Source organism: Roseibium sp. MMSF_3247 (assembly GCF_030733765.1).
GTDB lineage: Bacteria > Pseudomonadota > Alphaproteobacteria > Rhizobiales > Stappiaceae > Roseibium.
Map to the genome: position 1 here is coordinate 101570 of NZ_JASHII010000001.1, position 26704 is coordinate 128273.

The following is a 26704-nucleotide window of genomic DNA, read 5'->3' on the forward strand; positions in this document are numbered from 1 at the left end:
ACTAGCCGTTGTTCCTTTCAGCAAATGTGCCGCCGGTCTCGGCCATTTGGCGCAGGAGAGCCGGAACCTGCCAGTAGTAGCTGTCTTCCTCAGCAAAGGCTTCGATGCGTTTGACGAGTTCCGCTGCGCCGATCTGGTCCGCCGTGTGCATTGGCCCGCCACGGAACCGTGGGAAGCCGTAGCCGAAGAGATACACCGCATCAATGTCGATTGGCCGGAGCGCGATGCCGTCTTCAAGAACGCGGATTGCCTCGGAAATCATCGCGGTCATGAACCGGCTGACGATCTCTTCTGCCGTGAACTTGCGCGGTGTGATCCCGGCCTTGGCCCGTTCTTCATCAATGATTTTGAGGGCATCCGGGTTCGGGCGGGCACCAGTCTCGTCGTAGATGTAAAAGCCCTTGCCGGTCTTGCGGCCAAACCAGCCCTGTTCGCAGATCCGGTCGAGGATCGGGATGTAGCGCTCTTCCGCTGGCCGGGTGGCCGCGCGGCGCTTGTTGGTCGCCCAGCTGATATCGAGACCGGCGAGGTCGTAAACCTGATAAGGGCCCATAGCGAACCCGAAATCGGTCATGGCCGTATCGACTTCTTCTGGAGAAGCACCGTCCATCATCATGTAATCCGCAGCCTTCTTGTAGAAGGAGAGAATACGGTTGCCGATGAAGCCATCGCAGACCCCGGCCCGGACAGCGACTTTTTTCAGTTTTTTGGCAAGGGCAAAGCCGGTCGCCACCGCGTCTGGCGCGGTCTTGTCGGCGACGACCACTTCCAGAAGCCGCATGACATGGGCCGGCGAGAAGAAATGCAGGCCAATCACATCCTGCGGACGGCTCGTCACGGAAGCGATTTCGTTGATGTCGAGGTAGGAGGTGTTGGAGGCAAGCACCGCGCCGGGCTTTGCCACCTTGTCGAGCTCGGTGAAGATGCTGCGCTTCACATCCATCTCTTCGAACACGGCCTCAATGATGAGATCGGCTTCTGACAAGGCACCCAATTCGACCGCGGAGGACAGATTGCCGGAGAGGATCTGATCGCGTCTGTCGGCCGCGAGTTTGCCGCGTTTAACGGCGCCTTCGAGGTTCTTGGCAATTGTCGCCAGGCCCCGGTCGAGTCCGCCCTGGTCGCGTTCGGTCAGGGTAACATTGAACCCGGCCAGGAGGCACGCGGTCGCAATGCCGGAGCCCATCGTGCCACCGCCGATCACGCCGATCTTTGAGACCTGGCGGGGCGGTTCGTTGGCTTCCGGGATTTTCGAGACGGCCCGCTCGGCAAAGAAGGCGTGAATCAGACCAGCGCGCTGCGGGCTTTCCATGCAGTCCTGGAATAGGCTGCGCTCTTTTAGAAGCCCTTCAGTCAACGGCAGTGTGCTGGCCTCGACCGCATCCACGCACTTGTGCGGTGAGAACAAAAGCGGTTGGGTTTTTTGCAGTTTCTGCCGGTAGGCCTCAATGGCGTCCGGATCGGCAACCGTCGCCAATTCGCCGGTCTTGCGATGGCTCAACGTGCCGTCTGCAAGGGCCTGCGCCGCTTTGAGCGCAAGATCGCGAGGCGCGCCGTCTTCTATGGTGTCGACCAGCCCGGTCTCCAGAGCCTTTTGCGCCGAAATCGGCTTGCCGCTGGTAATCATGTCCAAAGAAGCAGCAACTCCGGCAAGGCGTGGTGCGCGCTGAGTGCCGCCCGCGCCCGGCAGAATGCCAAGTGTCACTTCCGGGAGCCCGACCTTGGCGCTGGGGACTGCAATGCGCGCATGGCAGCTCATGGCAACTTCCAGGCCGCCGCCGAGAGCCGTGCCATGAATGATGCAAGCGATGGGTGTTTCCGAGTTTTCAAGAAAGTTACACAGGTCCGGCAACCAAGGGTCCTGCGGGGGCTTGCCGAACTCACGGATATCCGCGCCTGCAATGAAGGTGCGGCCTTCGCCGTAGAGGCCAATGGCCTCGATCCCGGGATCTTTCTGCAAGTCTGAAACAGCTTGATGGATGCCCTGACGCAAGGCATGGGAAGCAGCGTTGACCGGAGGATTGTTGAGCGCGACAAGCGCAACATTGCCGAGTTTTTCGACGGAAACCACGTCGTTCACTTTGCTGGCTGCGGATTGCACCGGCGTATCCATTGAGCTTCTCCCGTATGATTGTTGCGACAAGCATTGGCAATCTTGACGAACGTCTGTCAAGCCACCCAACGGGGTAAGCGCGTTTGAACTACGCGCCGGACCGCGGTTTGTCCGTGAAGGCGCACCGATCGGGTTTCAGATCGATCAGAGGAGTGCCGTTGAGGCAGTCGAGCCCGCGCACGGTCAGCAACGGACCGTTGACGGAGATCAGTTTGACCAGAGAGGTGCCAATGGGGTTGGGCCGGTTGGGCGAACGCAGCGCAAAGGTCCCACGAACATCCCCGGAATGTGCCGGATTCTGGATGACCAGATCCCGCCGCGCACGGTCGAGCCAGTACAGCACCTCGATGCTGTCGAAGGTCTCGATGTTTTTCAGGGCCGGGACCCAGGGTTCAAACACCTCGATCCGGCAATCCGGCCCGTTTTCTGGATCGCCGCGCCGCGGACACTCCTTGCGCTCCACCCAGGGCGTGTGGATCCGCCCGATATAGCGCAGCTGGGCATCTTCGGGCGGCGTGGTCGGGACGAACACTTCATGAGGGCGAATATCGGTCATAAAAATCTGTCTGTTGCGTTCAAAGAGAAAGCCAGCGGACGCGGCCCAGCGGAGAGAGGTCATAGCCGCCCATATTGGCGGCTTTGTCCTGAAACTGCTGCGTCCGGGTGAAGTTCAAAAGCCGCTGAACGGGATCAGTGAAGTAGGACTTCCGGTCGATCAAAAGATCAAAGTGTTCATCGGTTAGCGGGACAAATCCGAGTTTGTACTGTTTGGCCATGGCTTCAACGCCAAGTGCTGCGTCCGCATCCCCGCTGGCAACAGCCCCGGCCGCCTCACTCTCGGTGTAGGCATATCCGCTAAAAGCCCGAAGATCCTCTTCGCTCAATCCGGCCGCTTCCAGAAGCCTTGAAAAAAGGGCCGCTGCACCGGCGCCCGGTTGACGGCGCACAACGCGCTTGCCTTTGAGATCGGCAACCGAATGAATGTCATAAGCCGCGTCGCTTGAGACCAAAAGCCCGCGTTTGCGGATGGCCCAGCCGATGAGTACAGCATCTGTAACGCCGAGTTTGGAGGCGGAGCCGATGTTCCAACCTGTTTCTTCAGGTATATGCAGGCCGGACAGGGCAGCGCGGTGATCGCCAAAACAGGCAAGACCCTCCCGGCTGCCATTGAACAGCGTGGCAAGACCGCAGCCGGAATCTCTGATGGCCCAGTCGAGCAACGGATCATGAGACCCTGTGATCACCGCAGGCCGATCTTCCGGTGCAAGTGATCCAGAACCTTCGATCCAGGCGCGGATTTCGGAAGCCGGAAACAGGAGTTTGCCCGTGATGCGCCGGTGCGGGATCTCATCGGCAGCTGCAAGGTCATAGACCTTGCGCTCTTTGACCCGCAACAGGTCGGCGACCTCGCGGGTCGTCAAATAGTCAGGTTGCTGTCCGGCGCTTTGTGGCACTTCAATCCCCATGTATGGAAGCTGAACTTAGCGGAGTTTCAAAGACTTGCACAGGGGTGTCAGCGGCCGAAAGAGCTAGGCTGGAGATCAGCTGGGTTGACCGTGCTGAACATCAGTTCACCTGAATAAAGACGATCACACAGCCGGAACAGGGGCAGGCAATGTTGTTGTGCATTGCCGCAAATTTAAATCGATCTAGTATGTTTTGAATGCGCACATAAACGTTTGGTCTTTCTGCCGCTAATGGATCCTTAGAGCGTTCTAGATCGCTGGAAATGCAGTTGGACAATAGGTGTTTTTTGATCATTGCTTGGCTCAGCAATTCTGCCGAAGTTGTTTCGCGCTGCAAAATATTCAATCAGCATGTGATTAAAAAATATTAGTTTTTTTTGATGCCCCCCCCTTTCAAAGGGCTTTGATTTTTGTTTTGCTACCGCTCGCAGCTGAAACGAAGGTAGGCGGCACGGAGGGGTGCGGTCGGAAATCGCTGAGGCTGATAAAAACAAACAAACCAGACTTGGGGACAAAATGGCGAATAATCGGGGCGCTGCTGTTAAGTATGACAGCGTTCAAAAAAGCTATGACGGCGAAAGCCTTGTCGTAAAAAATCTCAATCTGGATATCCCGCCGGGCGAATTTCTGACCATGCTTGGTCCGTCCGGGTCTGGCAAAACCACCTGCCTGATGATGCTGGCAGGATTCGAACCGGCAACGCACGGCGAAATCTATCTTAACGATCGGCCGATCAACAATGTCCCGCCGCACAAGCGCGGGATCGGTATGGTCTTTCAGAACTACGCCTTGTTCCCGCACATGACAGTGTCTGAAAACCTTGCCTTTCCGCTTCAGGTCCGCAAGGTCAGCAAAGCGGAGCAGGAAGAAAAGGTTCAGCGCGCTCTCGATATGGTGGAGCTTGGCAGCTTCGGAAACCGGCGCCCAGCACAACTTTCCGGTGGTCAGCAGCAGCGTGTGGCCGTTGCCCGTGCATTGGTGTTCGACCCGGAACTCGTTTTGATGGATGAGCCGCTCGGCGCGCTCGATAAGCAGTTGCGCGAGCAGATGCAGTACGAGATCAAGCACATCCATGAAAATCTCGGCGTGACTGTTGTTTATGTGACGCATGATCAGACGGAAGCGTTGACCATGTCGGACCGCGTCGCCGTGTTCAATGATGGCGTCATTCAGCAACTATCCACGCCGGATGATCTTTACGAAGATCCGCAAAACTCTTTCGTGGCGCAGTTCATTGGCGAGAACAACAAACTCAATGGCAAGGTCATCGATATTCAGGGCGAAGAGTGCCGTGTGGAGCTTGGTGACGGAACGCAACTTAAAGCCGACCGAGTGAATGTAAGCTCTGTTGGCGACAAGACCACATTGTCGCTTCGTCCTGAGCGTGTCGAGTTCGACACCCACGACAGCATGGACAATATTGTCAATGGCCGGATCGAAGAACTCATTTATCTCGGTGACCACATCCGCGTTCGCATGAACGTGGCTGGCAATGATGAGTTCATTGTAAAAGTTCGCAACCGCGGAGAGAAGCGCAAGCTGCATGTCGGCGAAACAGTCCCTGTGGGCTGGGCGTTGAATGACTGTAAAGCGCTCGACGCTGTTGTCTAAAGTCGCAGGGCGGCCGGTGTTCGGCCGCTAGCGAGATCGACGGAAGAAAACCGTTCAATCCTAAAAGAGGGAGCTACCAAACATGAAGCTCAAGACTTTGGTTCTTGCAGGAACTGCCCTGGCTATGGCCGGTGGCGCAGCAACTGCGGAAGACATGACGCTGGTATCCTGGGGCGGTGCTTATCAAGCATCCCAAAAGGCTGCTTATGCTGATCCTTATGTAGCAATGCATCCGGAAGTGAATGTCATTTGGGACGAGTCGTCTGCAGAAGCTGTTGCCAAGCTGCGCGCGATGAACGAAGCCGGGAACATCACCTGGGACCTCGTAGACGTTGTTGCATCTGACGCCATCCGTCTGTGCGACGAAGGCCTTGCAATGGAAATCGATCCGGACACCGACCTTGCGGCGGCACCGGACGGCACCTCTGCATCTGATGACTTCGGCGACCTTCTCGTCTCCGAGTGCTTCATCCCGCAGATCGTTTACTCAACGACCTTTGGCTATCGCTCTGACGTAGCCGACTGGGGTGGTAAGGAGCCGGATGACATCTGTGATGTGTTCGATCTCGAAGCTTTCCCGGGCAAGCGGTCGCTCGAAAAGCGCCCGATCAACAACATGGAGTGGGCACTCCTGTGTGACGGTGTTGCCAAGGAAGACGTCTATGACGTTCTGGAGACAGAAGAAGGTCAGGACCGTGCATTCGCCAAGCTTGATTCCATCAAGGACAACGTTGTCTGGTGGTCTGCTGGTGCGGAAACCCCGCAGCTTCTGGCTGACAGCGAAGTCGTCATCGGTTCTACCTACAACGGCCGTCTCTTTGCTCTGATCGAAGAGCAGAAGCAGCCGGTGAAAATGCTCTGGGACGCTCAGGTGTTCGACCTTGACGGTTGGATCATCCCGACCGGTCTGTCTGAAGAGCGCCTGGCGCGTGTCAAGGACTTCGTCAAGTTCGCGACCGATACGCAGCGTCTCGCCGACCAGGCAAAATACATCTCCTACGGTCCGGCACGTAAGTCGTCCGCACCGCTGGTTGGTCAGCACGCATCGCTGGGTATCGACATGGCTCCGCACATGCCGACCGATCCGGAAAACGCCAAAAACACCTTCCTCTATAACTATGAGTGGTGGGCGGATTACCGCGATGACCTGGACGCAAAGTTCCAGGCCTGGCTCGCACAATAATTGGCCTTTTGAGGCCTGCGGACGGGGTACGCCCCGTCCGTTCTTCTTTTCTTTTCACGGAAGTCAGTTTGCATGAGCGATACCACCTCTGACCAGGTGTTGACGACGCAAGACGGAAAACCGTTAAAAGCCGCGCTTGCGCGCGCGCTTCGGCGGGAAAAGCTGCGGTCATTTCTATTGATCGCGCCCCTCTTGATCTTTGTCCTGATCACCTTCGTCGCGCCGATCATCGATATGTTGTTCCGGTCTGTCGAAAACGAGATCGTTTCCGAGACACTGCCGCGGACAGTGGTCGCGCTGGAGGAGTGGGATGAGGCATCGGGACAAGCACCCGGCGAAGACGTCTACAATGCGCTCCTGTACGATCTGATTATTGCCGTAGAAAACAAGCGTCATACGCAGCTTGGAACCCGCCTCAACTATGAACAGACGGGTCTTTCGTCCATGTTCAGGCGGACTGGACGGCGGGTCGACGATTTCGGAGAAGTTTACGCCGATCAGCTGATCGACCTGAATGCAGCCTGGAAAGAGCCAGTGACCTGGGCGACCATGTTTGGAACGCCTGAGTGGATTTCAGCGCAAGAAACCTGGGCAGCAAATCCATCTGGCCCGGAACCTGCTTTTGTGGTGTCGGACGCGGCCCGCAATGCCTTGCCGGTAACAGCAGATCTTTACGGCGCATTCGCCCGCTTCATCCAGACAGAAGACAGCGACAGCCCGATGGCGGAAGATCCCTGGGTCCCTGTCTATAAGGCACTATATCAGGACCTGATCGCAAACCCGGGTGCTGCATCTGCGTTTTCCGGAGAAACGGCGACACTCGTTGGCCAAGCGGCAGCTGCCGCGCCAAACTTTGAAACAGTCAGCATCAAAGAGTTGTTCATCGACGCGGATGATGACTGGGGAAGCGCTGAAAACTGGGCCGTCATCAAGACATTCGCCCCCAAATTTACATCCGGCTATTTCCTGTCTGCGGCTGATGCGCAGTTGACACCAACCGGTGTTGAGTTGAAGCCGGAAGATGAACGGATTTACCTCTATCTGTTCTATCGTACGTTGCTGCTTTCGATCATGATTACGGTGTCGTGCCTGCTATTGGGGTATCCGATCGCGTTCTTGCTGGCAGCCTTGCCACTCAGGTACTCCAACCTGCTTCTAATTCTGGTCTTGTTGCCGTTCTGGACATCGCTTCTCGTTCGGACGTCTGCCTGGAAAGTGCTTCTACAGCAGCAAGGGGTGATCAACGATTTCCTTGTCTGGATAGGGATAATAGGGGATGCAAACAGATTGGTGATGATCAACAACCAGACGGGCACAATCATCGCCATGACGCATATCCTGCTGCCCTTTATGATCCTGCCGCTTTATTCGGTGATGAAGACGATTTCGCCATCCTATGTGCGCGCGGCCAAGAGCCTTGGTGCGAATGACTGGACTGCTTTCTGGCGGGTCTATTTCCCGCAATCGATCCCAGGCATCGGAGCTGGCGCGATTCTCGTGTTCATTCTGTCGATCGGTTACTACATCACGCCAGAATTGGTCGGCGGCACATCCGGTATCTTTATCTCCAACCGGATTGCGTTCCACATTTCCAGTTCGTTGAACTGGGGTCTTGCCGCAGCACTCGGCACTTTGTTGCTCGTCGCGGTGCTGCTCCTCTTTATGGTCTATGATCGTATCGTAGGCATCGACAACGTGAAGCTGGGGTGACGAATATGAGCGCTTTACCTCCATACGCCTCCCCGCTTCAAAGGACCTGGCATTACAGCTTCCGGGTCATTTGCGGATTGATCTTTTTCTTCCTGATCTTTCCGATCATGGTGATCGTGCCTTTGAGCTTCAACGCACAGGACTTTTTCACGTTCACGCCAGAGATGCTGGCTCTTGATCCGGCCGGGTATTCTTTGAAGCACTACCACGACTTCTTCACCAACCCGGACTGGCAGCAGGCCCTGCGCAACTCGGTGATGATTGCTCCGGCCGCAACAATCCTTGCGACGTTCCTGGGGACGCTTGCAGCGATCGGTCTGTCTCAAAGTCATGTACCGTATAAGTCGGCAATTATGGCGGTCCTTATCTCGCCGATGATCGTGCCGTTGATCATCTCGGCCGCAGGCATGTACTTCTTCTATTCCCGTATTGGTCTGCAAGGCACCTACTGGGGGGTCGTGCTGGCACACGCGGCTCTTGGCACCCCTTTCGTGATCATCACGGTGACGGCAACACTGGTCGGGTTCGACAAAAGCCTCGTCCGCGCAGCGGCAAGCATGGGAGCAGATCCGGTTACGACCTTCTTCAAGGTACAGATGCCGCTGATCATTCCAGGTGTCGTGTCTGGAGCCTTGTTTGCGTTCATCACGTCCTTTGATGAAGTGGTGGTGGTCTTGTTTCTCGGATCTGCCAGCCAGCAGACTTTACCCTGGCAAATGTTCACCGGTTTGCGCGAACAGATCTCACCAACGATTTTGGCGGTCGCTTCGCTCATGGTGGCGATTTCAATTGCGCTTCTGACAGTTCTGGAACTGTTGCGGCGCCGGTCGGAACGCTTGAGAGGCCTAACTCCGGGCTAAGAGACCATGCGCCATCTGTCCGGATTTGCGCAGCCTGTGACGGTTTTGAACATGACATGCGCACGTTTGCGCAGTAGGAAATAACCGAGCTGTTTCTAAAAGACCGGTGGCGGAACGCCAGTCACCGGGTGGACGGAAAACCGTCCCGGCAGCAAGACAATTTGGGTTTGGGCCTGGCGGGCCGGCTTCTTTTCAGAAGCCGGCCCGTTTTCTTTTTGAAAGGCTCTTTTTGGTGGTGACGCACAGGAGGACGCTATGAGCGACGACATGATCCGGATTTATGAAATGAACAATGGCGAAAAGGCATTCTCGCCATTTTCGCCGCAGGAGATGGACCGCCGGCAGGCTCAGCTCAGGACCTTGATGGTAGACCGGGGGATCGACGCCTGTCTGTTCACCTCATATCACAACATCTGCTATTACTCGGGCTTCCTGTATTGCTACTTCGGCCGGAAATACGGATTCCTGGTCACTCAGGACAAGGCAACCACGATTGCTGCCGGGATCGACGGCGGCCAGCCATGGCGCCGGACCCATGGTGACACCGTGATTTACACAGACTGGTGCCGGGACAATTATTTCTACGCCATCCAGTCGTTGCTTTGCTTGCCCAATGCCTCTGTGAAGCGTGTCGGCATCGAGTTCGATCACGTCTCTCTGGATTTATTGAAGCAACTTGAGGCGGCTTTGCCGGGGGTCGAGCTGGTCGACATTGCAGTGGATGCAATGACCCAGCGAACTATCAAAAGCGCGGAAGAGCATGTATTGATCCGCGAAGGTGCCCGAATCTGTGACGTGGGCGGCGCGGCGCTCGTCGATGCCGTTCAAGCGGGCGTTACCGAGCACGAGGTCGCGATCGCATCCACAAATGCCATGATCCGCGAAATCGCAAAATCCTTCCCGTTTGTCGAGCTGATGGACACGTGGACCTGGTTCCAGTCCGGTATCAACACGGACGGCGCACATAACCCGGTGACCAACAAGGTGGTGGAAGCCGGCGACATCTTGAGCCTGAACTGTTTCCCGATGATTTTCGGCTACTACACGGCTTTGGAGCGCACGCTGTTCTGCGAGCATGCCTCTGATGACCATTTGAAGCTTTGGGAAGTGAACTGTCACGTTCACCGTGAAGGCCTGAAGCTCATCAAACCGGGTGCGCGCTGCCGCGACATCGCGGCGGAGCTGAATGACATCTACCGCAGTCACGATCTTCTGAAATATCGTAGTTTTGGATATGGCCACTCATTCGGGGTCTTGAGCCACTACTATGGCCGTGAGGCTTCGGTTGAGTTGCGGGAAGACGTCGATACCGTCTTGGAACCCGGAATGGTTGTCTCCATGGAGCCTATGATCATGATCCCGGAAGGAGAGCCGGGTGCGGGTGGATATCGTGAGCATAACATCCTGATCGTGACGGAAGATGGTGCGGAGAACATCACCGGCTTCCCGTTTGGTCCGGAGCATAACATCATCCCGAAACGATAGTTGCGGTAGCCGCTGGGACAACGTGGGTTCCAGCGGCGGCCATGCAGGACGAATTGTGCTGCAATTCGAATTTTGAAGCCATTGGCTCAATGCGCATGACCGGGCATTATCCAGCCGCAACAAAAAGCGACATCCAGTTTGGGAGACAGTTGAAAATGATCAAGATCCATGGCCGCAAGACCTCGGCCAATGTGCAGCCCGTGATCTGGTGCCTGGACGAGCTGGGTGTCGAGTATGAACGCCTTGATGTCGGGGGCCCGTTTGGCGGCACGGACACCCCAGAGTTCTTGGGGATGAACCCGTTGGGTCTTGTGCCGGTTCTGGAAGAAGATGGTCAGGCGATTTCGGAAGCCGTCACCATCCTGCGTTATCTGATGAGACGCTTTGGCGGACATCCGAGCGACCCGATGGCGGCCGCGCAGATCGAAAAATGGGCCGACATGTCCCGTCAGCACATCTATGTGCCGTTGATCCCAACGATCTTTATCCAGATGGTCCGGGTGACTGCGGAAGACCGCAACGGGGCTGCGGTTGCTCAGGCAGAAGCGGCTCTGAAGCAGGCGATGGCTATCTTCGAGGCAAACATCAAAGGTCCGTTTTTCGGCGGTGATGCACTCAATCTCGTCGACTACCAGGTTGGCGGCCTTTTGTACCGGTACTACGAGCTGGATTTCGATCGTGCGGATCTGCCGCAACTAAAAGCCTATTATGATCGGCTTTGCGAGCGGAAAGCCTATCAGGAGAACATCATGATCGACTTTTCCGCCATGAAGGTTCCTGGCGCTTGAGTTCCTAATGCGCTTAAACTCAATGAGGCTTCAGGGAAACCTGGAGCCTTTTTTGTGTGCCGGATGCAGATCCTTTTTGGCACTACTGCACTTTTCGGCTGCGCTTGAACGTGCAATCACTTGGGCAAACTAAATAGGCTGTTGGGCGACGGGAGTTATAGGAATGAAGTTGTTGCGGCATGGGTCCCCAGGCGCCGAAAAACCCGGTCTTCTGGATAAGGACGGCAAGATCCGCGATCTCACGGGCATTGTTCCGGATATCGCGGGTGCGGTTTTGTCCGATGCCGGTTTTTCGGCCCTTCGCGGCATTGACGTTGAAAAGCTTCCGGAAGTCACGCCTGGAACGCGACTTGGCCCCTGTGTTGCCGGAATAGGCAAGTTCATCTGTATCGGTTTGAATTATGCAGACCACGCGGAAGAAGCCGGTATGGATGTGCCGCCGGAACCGATCATCTTCATGAAGGCAACGAGTGCGATCTGTGGTCCGAACGACCCGACACTATTGCCGCGCGGAAGCGAAAAGACGGACTGGGAAGCTGAACTGGCTGTCGTGATCGGAAAGACCGCGAAATATGTCAATGACGCGGACGCCATGTACCATGTGGCCGGGTATACGGTGGCCAATGATATCTCGGAACGCAGCTATCAGATTGAGCGGTCAGGCCAATGGACGAAGGGCAAGTCCTGCGACAGTTTTGGTCCGGTCGGGCCGTGGCTGGTCACCCGTGACGAGGTCGCTGACCCGCAAGATTTGAACATGTGGCTGACGGTGAATGGCGAGAAGCTTCAGGACGGGTCGACCCGGACGATGGTCTATTCCGTGGCGTATCTCGTCTCCTATCTCAGCCGGTTCATGACGCTGCATCCGGGCGACATCATTTCCACAGGGACCCCTCCGGGTGTCGGCATGGGCATGAAACCGCCGCGCTATCTGAAAGCCGGTGACGTTGTGGAACTCGGCATCGAGGGCCTCGGCTCCCAGCGGCAGGAAGTCGTTGCGGACTGACGTTTCCTGGTTTGCATAGGCTCGGTCTATAGCTTCCGGAAGTAGCTCAGAGTTTCTTTAAGACGCTGGAGCCGGGCACTTAAAAAGCCGGTTCCACCTTGTCTCGACATTTCTTCGGTATAAGCCGGATAGGCGATCTTGAAGGAGGCCGGCACCTTCTCCGTGCAGTTCTCGCCGAAGGTCGGCATCTGGGCGCGATATTCCGTTAAGAAGCGATCGGCAACGTCCTGAAGGGTTGCAGCCTGGTCACCGGGCAGGTTTGCAAATTCTGTCTGCGGTATGGGATTTCCCGAAAGTGTGCCGTAAACAACCGCAGCCATGAACGAGTTGCCCAAAGGTGTCAGGTGGACACTGTCACTGAACAATGCGGCAAGGACTTCCTGCCCGGACATGTCCTTGAAACCCGCTAGTCCACCTGGTGTAGAGACCAGCTGGTCCACCAGGTCGGCCAATGCCAGCGAAGCCGGGACCAGCATGATCCTGTCGTCTCGGCCGTCCTTTGCGAGCCCTACGTTTACGGTTGCAATTGCGCACTGCCAGATTGGCCAGGCCTCGCGTTCATAAGCGATCCATGAAGATGGGTTTTCAAGGTTCGCAACATCAAGCCAGGGCGCGTAGAAATAGCTTTGCCCGTTCGGATTGTGAGCATGAAACACATCCTGGTAGGCGCGGAGAAACCTAGGGGTTTCCTGCCACAAAAGAGAATCGAGCAGACGGTGTTGTTCGGTGATCAGGAGTACATCATAGGGCTCGATTTCATTTGCAGAACTGGGCGAAAGCTCGTCCCGGACATTGATAGGGGCACCGTCCTTATCCGTGCCGTCACCGTATCCGGACCAGGGCGACTGGCCGTCTGGTCCATGGCTGCGCTGTTTGATCGAGGATCCGCCGATATGCTGCATGTTCCAAGTGATCGGTTGCCCGGAACTCTCGGCAATTGCCGCCAGCATTTCCGGCATAGGGCGATCGGTCAGGCTGTGACCGGAAATGAAGATCTTTTGCACGGCTGGTGTCTCACCGTCTTCAGGCAGGGATGAAAAGCCGGTTGTCGTGAGTTCTTGTCCTCTGGAGAGGAACATGATCGCAACGGCAGCAATCGCAATCACGAATAGACCGCAGGCGATAGCAAGGACCAACTGGAAGCGTGTCATTAAGCATACTCTCGAATGAGGTCTGCCCTGTGGGCATAGAGGGTTTGTTCATCAAACCGTGATCCGTCGGCTGCGGCTGCCTTGATCAGCTGCGCCAGCTTGCTTCGGTTTTCATGTAGATCTTGGATTGTCGCACTCAATGCAGCCGGATCATTGAGCGGCGTACCGACGCCGCCGCCGTTCTGGCTCACAAGGTGATCCGAATAAGACGATTGATAACCGACGATCGGGCACCCGGAGACGAGCGCCTCAATCAGGCATCGGGGCGACTCCTGTGTCTTATGGCAATAGACGAAAAGATCGGCATCTCGCATTTCTGCGAGTATGGCCTCACGATCAGATGAAAACCCCGGCAATTCGATTTGGTCTTCCAGCCCTAGCGCTGAAACCCTCTGCTTCATGTCTTCCAGAAGAGGGCCGTCGCCGATCCACTTTGCTTGCAGCGGGACGCCCGATTGCACCGCCTTTGTCACGACGTCCACCCAATCGAGTGGTCCTTTCATCTCTGTCGCGCGTCCCACATAAAGGACTTTCAGCGGTGCACCGGAGCGTGCGCGCGCCGTTTTTTCTTCCAGTGCTGTCGCACTGATGAGGTCGGTGGACTGCGTGTGCACGTCATAAACACAATGCGGATTTGTCGAATGGTCCGCATAGGCCTTCAGCGTATCTTGCCCCTGAAACAAACCCAGATTGCTGTGCCGGATCAGATAGTGATGGTACCGGACCATCACGGGCAGCGTTGCAACTTCCTTGATCCGCCGCTTGAGCGGTATGGCGGGAAGCGTTCTGCGAATGACATCGTGCTCGACCCGGTCAAACCAAACGGCATAGTCCCGGTTTTGCCTTATCGCTTCAAGAGCGGCCACGGCGGCCCAGTCACCAAACAGGTATCCGAGCGTGAAACACAAGTGATCTGCCTTGGCGATCTCTTCGCCAAGCATCTTCCGGGTTGATTTATAGTCTTTGAAAAATCGTCCGATTTTATAGGCAAACGGGAGAGCAACGATCGTGAGTCGGTCGCGGCAGTCCAGGTCGACAATATCGATCCAAGTGACTGAGGTATCGTCTTCTAAATCGGCCGGCTGCTCAATTCCCATATAAGTGACATGGCCGAAACTTTCGGCCCATCTGGTGAGCCCGGCGCAGGTCTGATCATCCAGCTGTAATCCCCTGGGTCCTCTGCGCAACCGCACCGCTGTGACGAAAAGCACGCGTCCGCCTCGCTGGTCTGCGCTTCCGCTCATGACACAGCGCCTTTCTTGAATTGATCAGAGTCGACACAAACCGCTGACACGACATGCCCGTTGTAAATCACCTGGCGTCCCCGAAATTTTGTCCCCTTGGCAAAGCCTGGGACATTGCGCTGGAGCACTGCGAAGAAATCATGGCCATCAAATGCGATCTCCAGATCTTCAAACTCGAAAAACTCCTGCGTGAGCGGGTACTGCGCCTTGTAAGCACTTTCTTTGGCCGTAAACATTCGGAGCGCCTGGCGAGCCCTCTGGCTACTAGGCAGCCAGGCAAGCCATTTACGTTCGTTCGATGTACAAATGGTATCCCACATGTCTTTATGGAGAGGTGAATCGGGCTCAATATCGAGCCCGATCGACAGAATATCATCCGTCTGCCGGGCGACCGCTGCGAGACACACTGTTTTGCAGTGGCTGATGGTGCCAGTCAAACCGCGGGGCCAGATCGGGCTGCGATCGGGACCCACACCGATAGCAGTTGGCCGGAAGCCAAGGTCCTGCATCGCTTTGCGGGCGCATGCTCGTCCGGCAAAAAACTCCGATCGGCGTGAGGGAACCGCGTTGGCCACATGGATTTCCTCCTCCACATATCCGGTCGGTTTTCCGCCGCGCGGATCACCCGCGGCGATCTGAACCCCGTCCGGAAAGAGAGCCCAAAGCATTGCGGTGCAATCACCCCCGGTTCCCGGAGAGCGCTTGCCGTCTTGCGCTCAGCGCCGCGCGGCGCTTGGCCGCCCGGCTGGCAACTTCTCCGAGACGATCGTCAGCGCGTCCGCCGTCCATCAGGTGTCCGGCAAGGCCGCCAACGGTCGGAAAACGGAAGATGTCGGTGATTGTCAGATTTGGAGCCACACTGGCTTTCAGGTCCCGGTGGAGCTGGACCGCAAGCAGGGAATGTCCGCCAAGGTTGAAGAAGTTGTCGTTCTGCCCCACCTGACCCAGACCAAGAATGCGCTGATACGCGTCCGCGATGGATTTCTGCATGTCGCTCTCTGGCGCGACAAAAGTGCTTTGGGCCGTCTCGCGAACCGTTGCATCAGGCGCCGGCAGAGCCTTCCGATCAATCTTTGCATTTGGTGTGAGAGGGAAAGCCTCCAACACGACAAAATGTGCGGGAACCATGTATTCCGGCAATGTGTCTTGCAGCTCTGAGCGTAACACGTCTTCGTCGAGCGATCCGAACTGCGTCCGGACGTAAGCGACCAACCGGACATCATCAACCCGGTCTTCGCGTGCAGTCACAACGGTATCGACCACGCCGGGATGCGCGGCAATTCGGGCTTCGATTTCACCAAGTTCGATCCGGTATCCCCGCACTTTGACCTGGTGGTCCGTTCGTCCAAGAAACTGCAGGCTGCCATCTTCTAGCCTGCATACGAGGTCCCCGGTACGGTACATTCGGCCAGGGGCAAACGGGTTTTTCAGGAAACGTTCTTCAGTCAGTTCCGGGCGCTGGAAATATCCGCGGGTTACGCCTTCACCACCGATAAACAGTTCACCGGGTTGGCCAGGCGCTGCAGGCTGATTTCTGGCATCAAGCACGTAGAGTTGCGTGTTGGCAATCGGCCTTCCTAGCGGAATGGTCTGCTCAGCAGCACCCACTTCTGCCGTCGATGACCAGATGGTTGTCTCGGTCGGGCCATACATGTTGGTAACCGAGGCTGAAGTGCACGTCCGAATGTCTTTCAGAAGCGACCCCGGGAACGGTTCCCCGCCGACGTAAAGATGACGGATACTGGAAAACGCCGCGCGGTCTTCCTCGCGGGTGAGGAACATACGTGCCATGGACGGCGTGCACTGCATGTGGGTGACGTTGTGGCGCGCAAGGTCCGCAGCGAGGCCCGCGCCGGCCGGCGGTGTCTGCTCGGCGGGCATTTGTACTTCGCCTGCGTTTACGCGCCGGATGACCTCGGCCAAGGGCTTCAAACGGTCTAGGGCGATGTCCTGAGGCACGCCAAAATCGATCAGGCAGGCAACTTCGTTGACACCGATAGTACTGATTTGTTCGACACGCTTGAGCGCATCGGAGACCGTTCCAAACAGCCCGCTGTCTTCAAAGTAGCGCAGGAACGCAAACTCCAGGATAGCGTCCAGCTCATCTTCTGAAAGCGTCTGCAGGTCGATATCCATCGGATTGCTAGTGCCTTCCGGCTTCTTGAAGGCCGGAAACGCCCAGGCGTATTGCTTGATCAACGCTGCCGCACTGCGCAGATATTCCTTCATTGGACCACGTGCGCGATCCATCACCTCATCCCGGTCCTCTCCGAGAAGCGTGTGCAGCATCAGGGTGACCTTGTAGTCATCCGGATTGCGGCCGCATTCAATCAGGGTGTCCCGATAGATCTTGATCTTGCCAGCCAGCTCATCGATGGATTGCCCAAGAAGGTGGGTCAGAACATTGGCCCCGTTGCGGGCTGCATCCCGATAAGTCTCCGGGTTTCCAGCTGTGGTCAGCCAGACTGGCAGCTCGTTTTGGACGGGTCTCGGCTGCGTGACGACGCTGACGGTCTTATCGCCGGCTTCAAAGTCCACGGCGTCTCCGCGCCAGAGTTTCCGGACGGTCTCAATGTCCCGGTACATGGCTGCCTTGTTGTTCGGTGGCCTGTTTTCCGGGCGCAGCACAAAGTCTTCGGGCATCCAGCCGGATGCAAAGGCAAGGGCAACCCGGCCGTTGCTGAGGTTGTCGATCACCGACCACTCCTCGGCAACCCGTGCCGGGTGGTGAAGGGGAAGCACGCAGCTGCCGGCGCGGATGGACAGGTTCTTGGTGACGGCCGCAACTGCCGCACCTGAAACGGACGGATTGGGATATAGACCACCGAAGGAATGGAAGTGGCGCTCCGGCGTCCAGACTGATGTGAAACCGTTTTCGTCGGCAAATTTTGCGCCTTCCAAAAGCAGCTTGTAGAGGTCGCGGCCGGCGCCTTCATTGTAGCCCCAGAAAAACAGCCCAAAATCGACGCTTGCCGTTTTCCCTGAGCCTTGCGCGTCAAGTGTTGTGCTGACCTGCGAGGTTGCCGTTTCAGAGGAATGAATGACGACCTTGAAGCCGCGGGTCAAGGTCCAGAAAAGTTCGAGAACGGAGATGTCGAAGGAAAGACTTGTGACAGCAAGCCATGCCGGTTGTTCTTGCGGGTCGATTTCGATGCGATTATCCATTCCGGCAAAGAAATTGACGACATTCCGATGCTCGACCATCACCCCCTTCGGCCGGCCGGTCGAGCCTGAAGTGTAGATCACATAAGCGAGATTGTCTGATTGTACGCTGCTTTGCGGCTGTTCTGCTGAGGCAACGCGCGCCAGAACATCCTCGATAAACACGGTCTGTACTCCGGGCGCAGCAAGCGGCTCCGGAAGTGCGCGGCTGGACAGGATGACCGCTGCACCGCTGTCTTCGACCATGTAGGTCAGGCGATCTTTTGGGAAGTCGGGATCGAGTGGAACGTAAGCAGCACCAGATTTTAAAATACCAAGTGCGCCGCAGACCATCTCGATGGACCGGGGTATGTTCAATCCGACCAGCTTGTCTGGTCCGGCGCCAAGCGTTTGCAGTTCCATGGCAACGCGATTTGCGCGACCGTTCAGCTCCCGGTAGCAGATGGACTGATCGTGCAGGGCAACTGCCGGAGCGTCCGGCGTTGCCTCCGCCTGACGTTCGATCATCTGATGAACGCAGATCTCCAGATCCACATCAGCGGCAGATGCGTTCCAGCGATTGAGTACAAGGTCGCGCTCGTCGGCGGACATCATGGCGACATCTGCGGCCACTTGTTCCTTGTTAGACAGGGCAGCGGCAACGAGTTCAACGCGCTTGGCATATTGTTTTGCTGTATCGGTGGAGACCCGCGATGGATCGAAGATCAGCGCAGCCTCGCCCTGGGCAGAAACGTTAAATGTCAGCGCACAGTTGGCCAGAAGCTCCGGCCGCGTGTTTGCTGCTTCGGTTTCAACAATTCCGATTGTATATGCTGGCCGCGTCATCCCGGGCACCCGGGCGTTCAGATCGGATAGGGGAGCAGTCCTGTCCCGCAATTGCACCAGCTTGGCATTGGTGTCGTCACAAAGAGCGCTTAAGGGTCGCTGCCAATCGATATTGTTCGCAAATGGAAGGCTTTCCGAAAAATGACCGGGAAACCGGTCCGCGACCGCCGCGCTCTTTGGTCCGAGATAAGCGAGACCAAAATTGTTTTGTCCCGAGAACCTCCCGATAAACAGCGCGATTGCCGCAATCGTGTCCTGCGGTGCCGTCAAAGAGGGAAGTGACAACGGCACGACTTCTGGCGCAACCCCCTTTTCAACATCGTCCTTGATCCCGAAAAGGCCCGGTATCTCGAGCGTTTTGATCGTGGCAATGTCTGCGTCTTCATGACGGACGGCATCGAAGACTGCGGCATCAAGGACAGCCGCTTCTTCGACAGAATAGAGAGGCAATTGCTCATTGAGCGTTACGGACTGTGCCAGAATTGCGTCCGAGCCAATCGCAATACCGTCCAGCAAAATCGGTTGGTCGCCGGTGGCAACAAGCACGCCGTCTGGACCGATCTGCAGAACAGTGCCTGCGGGCCCATTTGGAGTGCGGGGCGGCGCTAAATCGAGCTTGGTAATCTTGAAAAGACCGCGATTGGTTCGCAGTTTTGGCGCGACCAGTGGGTTCGCGTACCCCTCTCCGAAGCTAAGGGCCCGGAAAAGCCGCGACAGCTCCTCTGATGTCCGGGACAGGTCGAGTGTTCCGGAAAGCGTTGGGCGCTTGTTTTTTCCGAAGTAGCTGCGTTTTGAATAATCCTGCGCAATTCCGTTGAGCGTATTGCCGTCTATTCTGGCGATGAGATCGACAAAACTTCCGTACCCGGCCTCAAAGCATTTGGCATTCAAGGTGAGGCTGGTATCGTCCGGGCTGATGTCAAAGTCAGCTTGCGTGTAGATCCGGCCCTTGTCCGCACCCGACACTATCTCATGCCAGGTGACACCGAAGTGCTGTTCACCACCGAGGATGGCCCAGGCTGGCGCATTGAGGCCCGCGTATCGAGGCAGGGGTCCGTCGTGAAAATTCACCGCACCGGATCGAGCCCGTTGCCAAACGGTATCGGGAAGCATCCTCAAATTGGCAATGCTAAACAGCCAGTCAAAGTGATAGTCTGCTGTGGTTTCCTCAAGAGAGCTGCCCCACTCGGCTGCTGGAATGCCGTGCGACGACGCCCAATTCCGAATTGCCGGGTTGAAGGATATGACCGCAACAATGCGGTGACCACGTTCTTTCAGGTGTTCACCACACTGAACGAGAAGGGATTCATCGCCTATCAGGAGACAATCGAGCATTTAAGTTCCCTTGGATGACGCATAACTGGACAGCAGCAAATTCTTTGTAAAAGAGCACGCAGACTAGTTTGCATATACCCTCGAAGAACCCGTTAATTTATCCGAGAATTTACGGATGTTTGTCCGAATTTTCATAATACACGCGTTAGAAAGTCCATTTATTAATATTTGTTAAGATTTGATCCCGAAATTTACGCTTATTTTGGTAATCAAGCTCGGGTCACGTGAAACCAGCTTTTCGTATGCCTCTCTCAGTTGGCCTAACACTATGCTAAATATTTACAGGTATGGTCCGCTTAATAATTTGAGGCGAAGTCCCGTTTCCGGAAACTTGAAATGACAATAGGATCAACCGATGCCGGCCTGAACGATGTTGCAATCGTCGGGATGGCTCTTCGTGTTCCAGGCGCACGGAACACCGGCGAATTCTGGGAAAATCTCAGAAACGGTGTTGAATCGGTGCGCACGCTGAGCGACGCCGAACTCGAAGCATCTGGCGAAGATCCGGTGAAGGCCGCACAGCCGAATTACATTCCCCGGACGGCGGATATTCCAGATATGGAGCTGTTCGATCCGGAGTTTTTCGGGTTGAGTCCTAAGGAAGCCGCGATCATGGATCCGCAGCACCGGCACTTTCTCGAGTGTGCCTGGGAAGCAATCGAAGATGCCGGGCGTCCGCCGGAAACCATCGAAGGTCCTGTTGGTGTTTATGCCGGTTGTGGCATGGGCAGCTATTTCTATTTCAACGTCTGCAGTGACCGGCAGCTGATGGATCAGGTGGGTATGTTCCTGCTTCGCCATACCGGTAACGACAAGGACTTTCTGGCGACCCGCGCCTCTTACGCTTTCGATCTCAAAGGCCCGAGTGTCAACGTCCAGACGGCCTGCTCAACCTCGCTTGTTGCGGTCCACTATGCTTGTCAAAGCCTGTTGAACGGCGAAACCGATATGGCTCTGGCGGGCGGTGTGACCATCGATCTGCCGCATCGCCGCGGATACGTTTTCCAGGATGGCGAAATCCTGTCACCGGACGGACATTGCCGGCCGTTCGATCATAGGGCTGCAGGCACGATCTTTGGCAGTGGCGTTGGGGTTGTCGTCCTGCGGCGTCTCGACGATGCGATTGCCGATGGCGACAACATCCATGCTGTGATCAAGGCATCTGCCATCAACAACGATGGTCACAGCAAGGCAGGCTACCTTGCACCGAGCGTGACCGGACAGGCGGAAGCGATCATCGAGGCGCAGGCGCTTGGCGGGATCGAAGCCGACACCATTCAATATGTTGAATGCCACGGAACAGGCACATATCTCGGCGATCCGATTGAAATCGAAGCCTTGACCCAAGCGTTTCGTCAAAGCACAAACCGCACCGGTTATTGCCGTGTCGGATCCGTGAAATCCAACATTGGCCATTTGGATACGGCTGCCGGTGTTGTCAGCCTGATCAAGACTTCTTTGGCGCTGAAGAATGGTGAAATACCGCCAAGCCTTGGATACGAGAAACCCAATCCATCGATTGATTTTGCGAACAGCCCGTTTGTCGTCAATGATAGGCTGACCCACTGGCCGGTGAGCGCCGGTCCTCAGCGGGCCGCTGTCAATTCACTTGGCGTTGGCGGAACAAACGCCCACGTCATCCTGGAAAAGGCGCCGATGATCGCCGACGACAGTGGGCAGTTTGACAATGAGCCTCAACTCATTCTCTTATCGGCCAAGGCAAAAAAGGGGCTAGCAGACACGGCCGCCCGGCTTGCGGATGCCCTGGAAAATGATCCGTCATTGCCTTTGGCCAGCATGGCCGAAACGCTCTTTCATGGCCGGAAGCCGTTCGAATACCGTCAGATCGCAGCGGTGCGGGGGCGTGCCGATGCGATTTCCGTCTTGCGCGGTGAACAGCCCAAGAGGCTCGCCCATCATCAGGCAGGGGACCATCCCGGCATCGCAACCTTCCTCTTTCCGGGGGGCGGGGCGCAACATCCCGGCATGGCCCGGCGGCTCTATCAGGAAGACAGTTCATTCCGTCAGTCTGTCGATGAAGGTTTGGCTTTCCTTCCCTCCGAAACGGCCGCCCGAATCCGGGAGCTTTGGTTCCCGCCGGAGGGCTCCGATCTTGGGCAGGCGGCCGAGGGGTTCCTGACGCCGTCCCTGCAATTGCCGGCCATCTTAATCCTGGAAGTCTCGCTGGCCCGCTTGTGGATGAGCTGGGGCGTTCAGCCGACCGCATTGATCGGCCATTCCATGGGCGAGAATACAGCTGCCTGCATCTCTGGGGTTCTCAGCTATCGCGACGCTGTTGGCCTCGTTCATCTCCGGGGCAAGCTCTTTGATACGGTCGACCCGGGCGGAATGCTCAGTATTCCATTGAGTGAGACAGAGGTCCGGGCGCTGATGCCGGAATCTCTTGATATGGCTTCCGTAAACGCGCCGGTGCTTTGCGTTGTTTCCGGGCGGGACGAGGACCTGGAAGACTTCCGGAAGGCGCTTCTGGAAAAAGACATCGATGCAACCCGGATCGCCATCGATATAGCGGCTCATTCGCGGATGCTTGAGGGGATCCTGCCCGAATTCGAACAGTACTTGCGCAATATTGCACTCAATCGGCCGCAGATCCCGATCATGTCCAATCTTACCGGAGACTGGCTCACCGATGCGGAGGCCCGTGATCCATCATATTGGGTCCGGCATCTGCGCTCGACTGTTCAGTTCGGGGCCGGCATGACCCGCCTGAGTGCAGATCCGAACCGGGTTTACATCGAGGTTGGTCCGGGAAAGACCCTGTCCTCGCTGGCCAAGCTGCAAGCGGATGTGGCCGCCAATCAGGTCTTCAATACGCTGCCGCATGCCGACGATGATGCAGATGACCGTTTGTCTTTCCTGACTGCCGCCGGACGGTGCTGGGCCACAGGTTTGAAGGCGGATGTTGCGCGTTGCTGGCGGGACTACGGCCCGAAACGCGTTTCGCTGCCACCTTATGCGTTTCAGCGGCAACATTATTTTGTTGAGCGCAGTGTTGCGCAGGGCGGTCAGGCCGGGACAGATATTCCTCTTCTGCGCCAAAAGGACTTGCGGGACTGGGGGTACCGTCCGGCCTGGAAACGGTCGGTTCCAGAACTTGTCACGGGCGCGGACAAGGAACCTCGGTCCTGGCTGGTTTTTCTCGATGATACCGGCACCGGAAAACAGCTTGCCGGCAGGTTGAAGAGCGCAGGGCATCAGGTGACCACCGTTCAGCGCGGCGATGTGTTCGCCAAGGTCAACCCGCACACCTACATCCTGTGCAGCGAGGAAGGCAGACCGGGCTACGATGCCCTGGTGGCCGGGATCCTCGAGGATGGCCCCTTTCCCGGCAACATCGTTCACGGCTGGCTGTTGACCCAGGACGAAAGCCACCGGCCCGGTTCCAACTTCTTTGAACGAATGCAGGAAGACGGCTTTTACAGTCTGCTTTACCTCGCCCAGGCGCTTGATGAGCAATCTGCCCTCGAAGAAGCGCACCTCACCGTTTTGACAAACGGGATGATGCGCGTTGGGGACGAGCCTGTCGTATATCCGGCAAAGGCGACGCTGCTCGGTCCGGTTCAGGTCTTGCCAAAAGAGCTTTCCGGCCTCTCGGTTCGCCTGATTGACTTGGAAATCTCAGCGGCTGCGAACAACCAGCAGCACGAGGGAGCGCTCGACGATCTGTGGGACGAGCTTTTCGCAAAAGCGTCCAGTGAGATTGTGGCCCATAGGGGAAGCCGCAGGTGGCAGCGTATCCATGAGCGTTTGCCCTTGGAAGACGGGCAATTCGAAGGGCGGTTCCGAAAGGGCGGCACTTATCTCATTACCGGTGGTCTTGGCGATCTGGCGATGATTTTCGCAAAGGCCCTTGTTGAAGACCATGATGCCAACATCGTTTTGGTCGGACGCCGTAGCCTGCCGGAGAAGCAGGATCGGGAAACCTATCTGCGGACGCATTCTGGTGAGGATCCGGGTGTCCAGGCACTGTCCCGCCTTGCAGAGCTGGAGGCGCTGGGTGCGAAGGTGCTTTATGTTCCAGCTGATGTTACCAACCCGGAAGAGATTGGCGCAGCTATTGCCGCAGCAAAGGCCCGGTTTGGGGCAATCAACGGCGTGCTTCATACAGCCGGCATTGTCGATGATGATCTCGTCCAACTGAAGACCCTTGAAAATACGCAGCACGTTCTGGCGCCCAAGGTCCAGGGCACGCGCGTTCTGGACATGGCGTTTGCCAACGAGCCGTTGGATCTGATGGTGCTGTTCTCGTCAACCAGCACAGACACTGCTCCCATTGGCCAGATTGATTACGTCGCTGCCAATGCGTTTCTGAACGCCTATGCCGAGAGCAAGAGCGAGGACAGGGGCCGCAGTACGGTCGCGGTTCACTGGGGTATCTGGAGCGAGATTGGTCTGGCCGCGCGCGCGGTTTCGGGTGAGGCGGCTGTTTCAAAGACGGCAACAACGTTTGGGGCGGCCAAGGGCCCCTTGTTCGAGCGCTGGATAACTGATGCTTCCAGCACGCGCTGGCTGGAATTCACGGCCAGCACGCAAAAGCACTGGATGTGGAATGAGCACAGGCTCGTTTCAGGCGATGCGATCCTGCCGGGCACCGGGTACATCGAGCTGATCGCGCAAGCCTATTCGGAACTGGATTTGGATCAGCGTCCGGATATCCGCGATCTTGTGTTCTTCAAACCGCTCAGTGTGGACGACGGCCAACCCCGGTACGTACGCGTCCGGTTCGAAGCCCAGGGAAATGGCATCTTGAAAGCCATTGTCGCGGCGACTGAAACAGATGATCCGTCCGCCGAGATCGAGGTTTACGCCGAAGCTCTGGTTTGTCCGCTAAAATCCGTCCCACTGCCTGTGCAACTTGAAGACCTTCAAGCTCAGCTGCGCTGGACCGATGTGCGCACAGCACCGGACAATGCAACGATACCCTCGGCTCAGGCGCATCATATCAAGTTCGGACCGCGATGGGATGTGTTGCGCAGTCTGTCGCTTGGGCACGGTGAAGCGCTGGCACGCCTGACGTCCCCGGCTGGCTTCGAGACAGATTACACGGAAACAACTCTTGCCCACCCCGGTCTTCTCGATATTGCGACCGGCTGTGCCATGGAACTTATCGAAGGCTTCAAGAGTTCAGGCGTACTTTGGGCGCCCGTTTCCTACTCCGCGATACGCCTTTATGAACCGTTGCCATCCGATGTGATCGCCCATGTCCGATTTGTTGATGAGAATGCCTACGGCGACGGTTTCGGCAGTTTTGACATTACCGTCATGCGGCCGGATGGAACGGTTGTACTTGAAGCTGATCGTTTGACAGTTAAACGCCTGTCAAATGACACCGGGTTTGCAAAGGATTTGAAAACCGGGGCAAGCCAGGATGCTGCCGCGCTCTACAAACTGGCGGCGCAAGTCAAGCAGGGCATTCCACCCGAGCAAGGATTTGAGACCCTGCAAAGGGCTTTGGCGACCGGCGAAACACAGCCGATCATCTCGACCATGCCTTTGGATCTGCTCATAAAAAATGCCGAGGCTGAAGCGCAATCGCGAGATGCCCAGGACGGGCAACTCTTTGAGCGTCCGGACCTTGACAGTGCCTACGAGGCACCTCGAAACCCGCTTGAGATCAAGTTGGCCGAATTTTGGTCCGAGCTGCTCGGAATTGAGAAGATCGGTGTTCACGATGATTTCTTTGATATTGGTGGGCATTCACTCATCGCGGTCCGCCTGTTCCGGATGATCCGCCAGACTTACGGTTTCGATCTGCCCATGTCCGTCCTGTTCGACGCTCCGACAATTGCCGAATGCGCAGAATTGCTAGCCTCGCATGGTGTTGCCAGTGACGGGGATGCCTCTGCGGAGGTACAATCCGAACAAACTGCGAAACCCGATGAAGCGGTGCATCTGGTCTCAATGAGCAAAGGTCCGGGAACGGAAGCCACGCCCTTGTTCATCTGTGCTGGCATGTTCGGCAACATCCTGAACTTGCGCCAGCTGGCCCTGCTCGTGGGGCGCGACCGGCCGGTGTACGGGTTACAAGCCCGCGGCCTTTTCGGAAATCAAGAGCCCCACGAAACCTTCGAAGAGATGGCGCAGGATTATCTCGCCGAAATCCGCCAGGTCCAACCACACGGCCCGTACATCCTCGGCGGCTTCTCGGGCGGTGGGATCGTTGCCTATGAAATGGCCCAGCAGCTGACTGCACAAGGGGAAGAGGTTGCCGAAGTCATTCTGCTGGACACGCCTGTCCCTGAGAAGGTTCATCTGTCGCTCGTCGATCGCGTGATGATCAAGTTGCAGGATCTTCAAAAGAACAAAACCAAGTTCTTCAGCGTTTGGCTCCGCAATCGGCGGGCGTGGCGTGCTCGAACAGAGGCTCAGCAGAATATGGCAGGAGATCAAGCAACGGCCGAAAGTTTTAACAATGAGCGGATCCGCGCTGCCTTCATGCGGGCGCATGATAAATATGAAGTTCGGCCATATAACGGGCCGGTTGTCTTGTACCGGCCAAAAGCTGAGGTGCTCTATAAGATTTCCGGCGGCCGCCGCCTTCAAGATGGTCTGAACATTCTTCGCGAAGACAACGGCTGGTCGCCGTTTCTTTCAGAACTGTCGATTGTTGAGGTGCCCGGGGATCACGATTCCATGGTTCTCAATCCGAATATTCAGGTGCTTGCCAGTAGAATGAGACAATCCTTGGAAGCAAGGACGGCGGCGACAATTGGCTCTGACAAGGCCGGGATTGCGGCTGAGTGA

At 56.6% G+C, this 26704-nt stretch carries 15 protein-coding genes; 8 read left to right on the forward strand and 7 right to left on the reverse strand.

Annotated elements, in window-relative coordinates:
- Position 1: 1 nt before the first annotated feature.
- From RBB44_RS00435 to RBB44_RS00445, 3 genes are all read right to left on the reverse strand, one after another.
- Positions 2–2113 carry a 3-hydroxyacyl-CoA dehydrogenase NAD-binding domain-containing protein gene (locus RBB44_RS00435; protein ID WP_306147960.1) on the reverse strand — a complete coding sequence of 704 codons (2112 nt, stop codon included), beginning with the start codon at positions 2111–2113 and terminating at the stop codon, positions 2–4.
- Between the two features lie 88 nt (positions 2114–2201).
- Positions 2202–2669, reverse strand: a complete 468-nt coding sequence (tsaA, locus tag RBB44_RS00440; protein ID WP_306147961.1) for a tRNA (N6-threonylcarbamoyladenosine(37)-N6)-methyltransferase TrmO — start codon at positions 2667–2669, stop codon at positions 2202–2204.
- A gap of 19 nt (positions 2670–2688) precedes the next feature.
- Positions 2689–3567, reverse strand: coding sequence for a helix-turn-helix transcriptional regulator (locus tag RBB44_RS00445; RefSeq protein ID WP_306147962.1), 879 nt, complete (start codon positions 3565–3567; stop codon positions 2689–2691).
- A 528-nt stretch (positions 3568–4095) separates the two neighbouring features.
- Here RBB44_RS00445 and RBB44_RS00450 point away from each other — a divergent pair.
- From RBB44_RS00450 to RBB44_RS00480, 7 genes are all read left to right on the forward strand, one after another.
- Positions 4096–5190: an ABC transporter ATP-binding protein gene (locus RBB44_RS00450; RefSeq protein WP_306147963.1), complete on the forward strand. Its 1095-nt coding sequence runs from the start codon at positions 4096–4098 to the stop codon at positions 5188–5190.
- Between the two features lie 82 nt (positions 5191–5272).
- Complete coding sequence (locus tag RBB44_RS00455) at positions 5273–6373, forward strand: extracellular solute-binding protein (RefSeq protein ID WP_306147964.1); 1101 nt, start codon at positions 5273–5275, stop codon at positions 6371–6373.
- Between the two features lie 72 nt (positions 6374–6445).
- Positions 6446–8083, forward strand: a complete 1638-nt coding sequence (locus RBB44_RS00460) for an ABC transporter permease (RefSeq protein ID WP_306147965.1) — start codon at positions 6446–6448, stop codon at positions 8081–8083.
- Positions 8084–8088: 5 nt separating this feature from the next.
- Positions 8089–8943, forward strand: a complete 855-nt coding sequence (locus RBB44_RS00465) for an ABC transporter permease (RefSeq protein WP_209172030.1) — start codon at positions 8089–8091, stop codon at positions 8941–8943.
- 255 nt (positions 8944–9198) lie between these two features.
- Positions 9199–10428 carry a M24 family metallopeptidase gene (locus tag RBB44_RS00470; RefSeq protein WP_306147966.1) on the forward strand — a complete coding sequence of 410 codons (1230 nt, stop codon included), beginning with the start codon at positions 9199–9201 and terminating at the stop codon, positions 10426–10428.
- A 155-nt stretch (positions 10429–10583) separates the two neighbouring features.
- Positions 10584–11216: a glutathione S-transferase family protein gene (locus RBB44_RS00475; protein WP_306147967.1), complete on the forward strand. Its 633-nt coding sequence runs from the start codon at positions 10584–10586 to the stop codon at positions 11214–11216.
- Positions 11217–11379: 163 nt separating this feature from the next.
- On the forward strand, positions 11380–12222 hold the full coding sequence (locus RBB44_RS00480; protein ID WP_306147969.1) for a fumarylacetoacetate hydrolase family protein: 843 nt from the start codon (positions 11380–11382) through the stop codon (positions 12220–12222).
- 26 nt (positions 12223–12248) lie between these two features.
- Here RBB44_RS00480 and RBB44_RS00485 read toward each other — a convergent pair whose 3' ends face one another.
- The 4 genes from RBB44_RS00485 to RBB44_RS00500 are packed head-to-tail and all read right to left on the reverse strand — an operon-like array spanning position 12249 to position 19939.
- Positions 12249–13373 carry a hypothetical protein gene (locus tag RBB44_RS00485; protein ID WP_306147970.1) on the reverse strand — a complete coding sequence of 375 codons (1125 nt, stop codon included), beginning with the start codon at positions 13371–13373 and terminating at the stop codon, positions 12249–12251.
- Entirely contained in the window at positions 13373–14617 is a 1245-nt protein-coding gene (locus RBB44_RS00490; RefSeq protein WP_306147971.1) for a glycosyltransferase, read from the reverse strand. Before RBB44_RS00490 ends, RBB44_RS00485 begins: the two co-directional genes overlap by 1 nt.
- Positions 14614–15285 carry a 4'-phosphopantetheinyl transferase gene (locus RBB44_RS00495; protein WP_306147972.1) on the reverse strand — a complete coding sequence of 224 codons (672 nt, stop codon included), beginning with the start codon at positions 15283–15285 and terminating at the stop codon, positions 14614–14616. The genes RBB44_RS00490 and RBB44_RS00495 overlap by 4 nt, the downstream gene beginning before the upstream one ends.
- A 10-nt stretch (positions 15286–15295) precedes the next feature.
- Positions 15296–19939, reverse strand: coding sequence for a MupA/Atu3671 family FMN-dependent luciferase-like monooxygenase (locus RBB44_RS00500; protein WP_306147973.1), 4644 nt, complete (start codon positions 19937–19939; stop codon positions 15296–15298).
- A gap of 336 nt (positions 19940–20275) precedes the next feature.
- On the opposite strand from RBB44_RS00500, the gene RBB44_RS00505 reads away from it, so the two are divergent.
- On the forward strand, positions 20276–26704 hold the full coding sequence (locus tag RBB44_RS00505) for a type I polyketide synthase (protein WP_306147974.1): 6429 nt from the start codon (positions 20276–20278) through the stop codon (positions 26702–26704).

Bases quoted from the DNA above. Each gene is read 5' to 3' on its own strand.
- RBB44_RS00435 (WP_306147960.1), bottom strand. From the start codon at position 2,113: ATGGATACGCCGGTGCAATCCGCAGCCAGCAAAGTGAACGACGTGGTT.
- tsaA (WP_306147961.1), bottom strand. From the start codon at position 2,669: ATGACCGATATTCGCCCTCATGAAGTGTTCGTCCCGACCACGCCGCCC.
- RBB44_RS00450 (WP_306147963.1), top strand. From the start codon at position 4,096: ATGGCGAATAATCGGGGCGCTGCTGTTAAGTATGACAGCGTTCAAAAA.
- RBB44_RS00455 (WP_306147964.1), top strand. From the start codon at position 5,273: ATGAAGCTCAAGACTTTGGTTCTTGCAGGAACTGCCCTGGCTATGGCC.
- RBB44_RS00460 (WP_306147965.1), top strand. From the start codon at position 6,446: ATGAGCGATACCACCTCTGACCAGGTGTTGACGACGCAAGACGGAAAA.
- RBB44_RS00465 (WP_209172030.1), top strand. From the start codon at position 8,089: ATGAGCGCTTTACCTCCATACGCCTCCCCGCTTCAAAGGACCTGGCAT.
- RBB44_RS00470 (WP_306147966.1), top strand. From the start codon at position 9,199: ATGAGCGACGACATGATCCGGATTTATGAAATGAACAATGGCGAAAAG.
- RBB44_RS00475 (WP_306147967.1), top strand. From the start codon at position 10,584: ATGATCAAGATCCATGGCCGCAAGACCTCGGCCAATGTGCAGCCCGTG.
- RBB44_RS00480 (WP_306147969.1), top strand. From the start codon at position 11,380: ATGAAGTTGTTGCGGCATGGGTCCCCAGGCGCCGAAAAACCCGGTCTT.
- RBB44_RS00485 (WP_306147970.1), bottom strand. From the start codon at position 13,373: ATGACACGCTTCCAGTTGGTCCTTGCTATCGCCTGCGGTCTATTCGTG.
- RBB44_RS00490 (WP_306147971.1), bottom strand. From the start codon at position 14,617: ATGAGCGGAAGCGCAGACCAGCGAGGCGGACGCGTGCTTTTCGTCACA.
- RBB44_RS00495 (WP_306147972.1), bottom strand. From the start codon at position 15,285: ATGCTTTGGGCTCTCTTTCCGGACGGGGTTCAGATCGCCGCGGGTGAT.
- RBB44_RS00500 (WP_306147973.1), bottom strand. From the start codon at position 19,939: ATGCTCGATTGTCTCCTGATAGGCGATGAATCCCTTCTCGTTCAGTGT.
- RBB44_RS00505 (WP_306147974.1), top strand. From the start codon at position 20,276: ATGACAATAGGATCAACCGATGCCGGCCTGAACGATGTTGCAATCGTC.